The sequence below is a fragment of the Henriciella sp. genome, assembly GCF_049649345.1.
Lineage (GTDB): Bacteria > Pseudomonadota > Alphaproteobacteria > Caulobacterales > Hyphomonadaceae > Henriciella.
Genome location: NZ_JBARZC010000085.1, coordinates 1 through 3,258 on the forward strand (window position 1 = coordinate 1; position 3,258 = coordinate 3,258).

5 protein-coding genes are annotated in these 3,258 nt (G+C 57.9%); 2 read left to right on the top strand and 3 right to left on the bottom strand.

Features of this window, described 5'->3' with window-relative positions:
* The 3 genes from WA989_RS02155 to WA989_RS02165 form a co-directional block, all read right to left on the bottom strand.
* Window positions 1-774, bottom strand: a 774-nt coding sequence (locus tag WA989_RS02155) for an ATP-binding protein (protein ID WP_424338885.1), incomplete at its 3' end; no start/stop codon positions are given.
* A gap of 110 nt (window positions 775-884) precedes the next feature.
* Window positions 885-1,547 (bottom strand): uracil-DNA glycosylase, encoded by a 663-nt coding sequence (locus WA989_RS02160; protein ID WP_424338886.1) that lies wholly within the window; start codon window positions 1,545-1,547, stop codon window positions 885-887.
* The gene (locus WA989_RS02165; protein WP_424338887.1) at window positions 1,540-2,115 is read right to left on the bottom strand and encodes an NYN domain-containing protein; all 576 of its coding nucleotides are present in this window, start codon (window positions 2,113-2,115) and stop codon (window positions 1,540-1,542) included. Before WA989_RS02165 ends, WA989_RS02160 begins: the two co-directional genes overlap by 8 nt.
* Before the next feature lie 129 nt (window positions 2,116-2,244).
* On the opposite strand from WA989_RS02165, the gene rpoZ reads away from it, so the two are divergent.
* Complete coding sequence (rpoZ, locus tag WA989_RS02170) at window positions 2,245-2,595, top strand: DNA-directed RNA polymerase subunit omega (RefSeq protein WP_424338888.1); 351 nt, start codon at window positions 2,245-2,247, stop codon at window positions 2,593-2,595.
* A 5-nt stretch (window positions 2,596-2,600) separates the two neighbouring features.
* Window positions 2,601-3,258 (top strand): HD domain-containing protein (locus WA989_RS02175; RefSeq protein WP_424338889.1); only part of this gene is annotated, 658 nt, incomplete at its 3' end.

Here is a 3,258-nt window from a genome sequence, read left to right on the forward strand (position 1 = left end):
GCCCTTGCCCTTGAACACCTCGCCGAGCTGGTCGGCGAGACCGTTTGGATAGGTCAGGACCGCTTCGCTGGGGATCTTGGAATCTTCAGGAAGCAGGGAGGGCGCGCAGGACCAGCGCACTTCCACGCCGCGGTAAAGATAGGCCTTGGACCTCGCCATCTGGAACAGACGCGCCGGTTTAAAGCGGAGCTTTTCGCCGAAGATTTCAAAGTCCGGCTTGAACCGCACTGTCGTGCCCCGCCGGTTCGGTGCGGCGCCTTTAAGCTCGACCGGGCCGACCACATGACCGCGCTCGAAGGACTGGACATAAAGCTTCTTGTCGCGCGCCACTTCCACGTCGACACGCTCTGACAGGGCGTTGACGACCGAGATACCGACACCGTGAAGACCGCCGGCGGTGGCATAGGCCTTGTCGGAGAATTTGCCGCCTGAGTGCAGCGTCGTCATGATCACTTCGAGCGCCGACTTGTTCGGGAATTTCGGATGCGGATCGACAGGAATACCGCGGCCATTATCGACGACTGTCAGGTAGCCGTCTTCATCGAGGTGGACTTCAATCCGGCTGGCATGCCCTGCGACAGCTTCATCCATGGCATTGTCCAGGACTTCGGCAAACAGATGGTGATAGGCGCGCTCATCCGTGCCGCCGATATACATGCCGGGGCGCTTGCGAACGGGCTCTAGCCCTTCAAGGACTTCGATGTCCTTGGCGGAATATCCGGATTCATCTGGCGTCATGGTGTCAAAGAGTTGCGCCTGGTTTGATGCTGTCATCGAGAATCCCCGTCTAGACCGACTCACCGGAATGATACGAGGCCCAATGACAGGGCGATAGCGTTAATAGGCCGTTAACCCTTGCCGAGTGACGAGCATTCTTTGTGGAATTAGGCCGTCGCCGCTTCCATCAGCTCCTTGGCGCGGGAGAAAACGTCTTCGAACATCTCAGCTGTCAGCCGGCCTGTATTCGTATTGTAGCGCGAGCAGTGATAGCTTGAGATTATGATGAGGCCATTGGGCGCGTTATACTCGACGCCATGACCGAAAGGATGATCGCGGATCTTCATCTTGTGGGCGCGGCAGACAGAATCGTGCGCGACTTTTCCAAGACAGAGAATGATGCGCAGTTTGGGAAGCGACGCGATGCGGGCCTTGAGATACTCACGGCACGAATTGACTTCAGCGCCCACAGGCTTGTTTGCAGGCGGAACGCAACGCACCGCATTCGTGATCATCGCGTCCTTGAGCTGCAGTCCGTCATTCGGATTGGCGCCGTACTCGCCTTTAGAGAATCCCATCTTGTCGATCGTGGCGTAGAGCAGGTCACCGGCCCAGTCACCAGTGAACGGCCGGCCGGTTTTGTTGGCCCCCGTTACGCCCGGAGCGAGCCCGACGATAAGAAGGCGCGCGTTCTCGTCCCCGAAGGAAGGAACCGCCCCGTTGAACCAGCCCGGGTGCTCCAGCCTGTTCTTTGACCGGTAAGACACCAGGCGCGGACACAGGTCGCAATCGCGCGGTGCTTCGGCGGGAAGGGTAGTGCTTTCAGTCATATGTGTCTCCTTGGTCCGCCTCACCTGTTTCATTGTCTCGCCTCGGCCTGGCGATCATCTTGGACATGTCGGCAAGATCGATGAATGTATCGGCTTCGCGGCGCAGTTCGTCAGCTATTGTCTGAGGCTGGCCCTTGATCGACGAGACAATGCTCACTCTGCACCCCCTTCGTTTGACGGCAGCGACCGCCTGGCGAAGGTCGCCGTCGCCCGCAAACAGGACCAAATGATCTGCATGGGGGGCTGTCTCGAGCATGTCTACACTCATCTCGACATTCATGTTTCCGCGAAACCGGCGCCGGCCCTCTCGGTCGGTATATTCGCGTGCTGGCTTCGAGATAACGGAAAAGCCGTTATAGGCGAGCCAGTCGACGAGGGGGCGCACAGGGCTGTACTCATCGCTTTCGACGATGGTGGTATAGTAATTGGCGCGCAACAGGCGGCCCCGATCTGTGAACTCGGACAGCAATTTGCGAAAATCGATCTCCAGTCCCAGTGTCCTTGCTGTAGAATACAGGCCTGCGCCATCAATGAAGAGCGCTAGCCGCTCATCCTTGTAAAATGCCATTCGAAAATCCGGCTGAAATATGTGATCTGTAGAATTATCCACAGGTTACCGGGGCACTGCTTTCAACGCAAGTCGTGGGTTGTGCTCGGTTGCTGCGGCGCATATAAAGTCCGGCTACAGGAGATTTCCATGGCACGCGTTACCGTTGAAGACTGCATCGAGCAGATTCCAAATCGTTTCGAACTAATTCTTGTCGCCGCCCAGCGCGCCCGCATGATTCGCGAAGGCTCGCCGCTGACCGTTGACCGCGATAATGACAAGGATCCGGTTGTGTCTCTCCGCGAGATCGCAGAGCGCTCCGTAAGCCTCGACACCGTCAAGGAAGGGCTGATTGCCAATCTGCAGGAAGTGCGTCCTGGTGAGGAAGAAGAGCGCGAAGCGGACCGCGCAGCGCTCGAAGCCGCTCCGGCAGCCAGCGAAGAAGATGTCATGCGCGCCTATCAGGCTGAGATTGAATCAGGACGCGACGACAGGTTCTGACACCCATGGCCAGCGCGACCGTCACGATTACAGACCGGTCGCCCCCCAATATGGAGCGGCGCAATGAAGAGGCGCGCGCTGATATTCCCACGCGGGAAGACCTCATTGATGCCGTCAAGGCTTATCATCCCGAGGCCGATGCACAGCGGCTTGGCGAGGCCTATGATTTCGCCAAGGAAAAACATGGCGAGCAGTTAAGGCAGTCCGGCGACCCCTATTACTCCCATCCGGTGCAGGTGGCGCTTCTATTGTCTGTTATCCGGCTCGATCAATGCACGATAATGGCCGGGCTCCTGCACGATACGGTTGAAGACTGCGAGGTTTCGCTGGACGAGATTGAAGACAGGTTCGGTCATGATGTGGCCGAACTGGTCGATGGCGTCACCAAGCTCGGCAAGCTCGATTACAAGTCCGAGAAGTCCAAACAGGCCGAGAACTTCCAGAAATTCATTCTCGCCACCGTGCATGATATCCGTGTGCTTCTGGTCAAGCTTGCGGACCGGCTTCACAATATGCGCACGCTGCATTTTGTGCCGAAGGAAAGCTCGCGCATGCGGATCGCGCGCGAGACGATGGAAATCTATGCACCGCTTGCCCGGCGGGTCGGTCTCTATCAGGTCGCCTCGGAGCTGGAGGATCTGTCGTTCCACCACGTCAATCCTG

Excerpts from the sequence above, each read along its gene's own strand:
- WA989_RS02165 (WP_424338887.1), bottom strand. The coding sequence starts at position 2,115 with ATGGCATTTTACAAGGATGAGCGGCTAGCGCTCTTCATTGATGGCGCA.
- WA989_RS02160 (WP_424338886.1), bottom strand. The coding sequence starts at position 1,547 with ATGACTGAAAGCACTACCCTTCCCGCCGAAGCACCGCGCGATTGCGAC.
- rpoZ (WP_424338888.1), top strand. The coding sequence starts at position 2,245 with ATGGCACGCGTTACCGTTGAAGACTGCATCGAGCAGATTCCAAATCGT.